We start from the raw sequence: 1569 nt of genomic DNA on the forward strand, positions 1-1569 counted from the left end.
GTTCACGACGCTGCATCCCGGCCTCGGCGTTGCCCGCATCGACGCGCGCGAATTCGTCATCGCCGACATTCCGGGCCTCATCGAAGGCGCGCATGAGGGCGTCGGCATCGGCGATCGCTTCCTTGGCCACGTCGAGCGCACGCGTGTGCTGCTGCATCTGGTTTCGGCGCAGGAGGAAAATCCGGGCAAGGCCTACAAGACCGTGCGAGCCGAGCTCGACGCCTATGGCCATGGCCTCACCGACAAGGTCGAGATCCTGGCGCTTTCCCAGGTCGACACGCTCGACGCCGATGCGCGCAAGAAGAAGGTCGCCTCGCTGAAACGCGCTGCCGGCCGCGCGCCGATGCTGTTGTCGGCGGTCACCGGCGAGGGCGTCGAGGCGGTGCAGCGGGCGCTGATGGCGGTGATTGCTGAGGCGCGCGCGCAGATCGCGGCGCCGGTCGAGACGCGCTGGGACAAATAGGGTCATGCAGTCGCTGAGAAAATATCGGCGCATCACCGTCAAGATCGGCTCGGCGCTGCTCGTCGACCGCGCGACGGGCCTGAAGCGCGACTGGCTGGCTTCGCTCGCCGACGACATTGCCGGGCTGGCCCAGGGCGGCGCTGAAATCCTCGTCGTCTCGTCCGGCGCCATCGCGCTTGGCCGCACCATCCTTGGCCTCGGCAAGCGAGCCCTGAAACTGGAGGAGAGCCAGGCGGCGGCAGCCGTGGGACAGATCGCGCTGGCCGGCGCCTGGTCGGACGCGCTCGGCAAGGGCAGCCTGAAATCGGGCCAGATCCTGCTGACGCTCGGCGACACCGAGGAGCGCCGCCGCTATCTCAACGCGCGGGCGACGATCTCGACACTCTTGAAGATGAAGGCAGTGCCGGTCATCAACGAGAACGACACGGTGGCGACTTCCGAAATCCGCTACGGCGACAATGACCGGCTGGCGGCCCGCGTCGCCACCATGATGGGCGCCGATCTTTTGGTGCTGCTTTCCGACATCGACGGGCTCTACACCGCGCCGCCGGCGCGCGACCCCAACGCCAAATTCATTCCGGTGGTCGACCGCATCACGCCTGATATCGAGGCGATGGCGGGTGCGGCCGCTTCCGAGCTGTCGCGCGGCGGCATGCGCACGAAGCTCGATGCCGGCAAGATCGCCACCGCCGCCGGCACCGCGATGATCATCACGTCGGGCACTCGGCTGTCGCCGCTGATGGCGATCGAACGCGGCGAGCGCGCTACTTTCTTTCGGCCGAGCAGCAACCCGGTCAAGGGCTACAAAACCTGGATCGCCGGCCAGCTCGAGCCGGCCGGCCGGCTTACGGTCGATGCCGGCGCCATCGGCGCGCTGCTGTCGGGCAAATCGTTGCTGCCGGCCGGCGTCAAGCTGGTCAGCGGCAATTTCTCGCGCGGCGACACGGTGGCGATCCTGTCGCCCGAGGGCCGCGAGATCGCGCGCGGGCTGGTTGCCTATGATGCCGCCGATGCCGTAAGGATCGCGGGCCTGAAGACGGCCGAGATCGAAACCGTGCTCGGCTACGAGGCGCGTTCGGCGATGATCCACCGCGATGACCTTGTGG

Annotated in this window: 2 protein-coding genes; both read left to right on the forward strand. The window is 67.9% G+C overall.

The features are described 5' to 3' along the window. The coding region (locus tag EN879_RS35255) for a GTPase (RefSeq protein ID WP_206521073.1) at positions 1 to 463 on the forward strand (463 nt) is incomplete at its 5' end. 4 nt (positions 464 to 467) lie between these two features. Continuing rightward, on the forward strand, positions 468 to 1569 hold a 1102-nt coding region (gene proB, locus EN879_RS35260; RefSeq protein ID WP_127274682.1), incomplete at its 3' end, for a glutamate 5-kinase.

Origin of the sequence: Mesorhizobium sp. M7A.F.Ca.AU.002.02.1.1, from assembly GCF_003998535.1 — a bacterium.
GTDB classification, from domain to species: domain Bacteria; phylum Pseudomonadota; class Alphaproteobacteria; order Rhizobiales; family Rhizobiaceae; genus Mesorhizobium; species Mesorhizobium ciceri.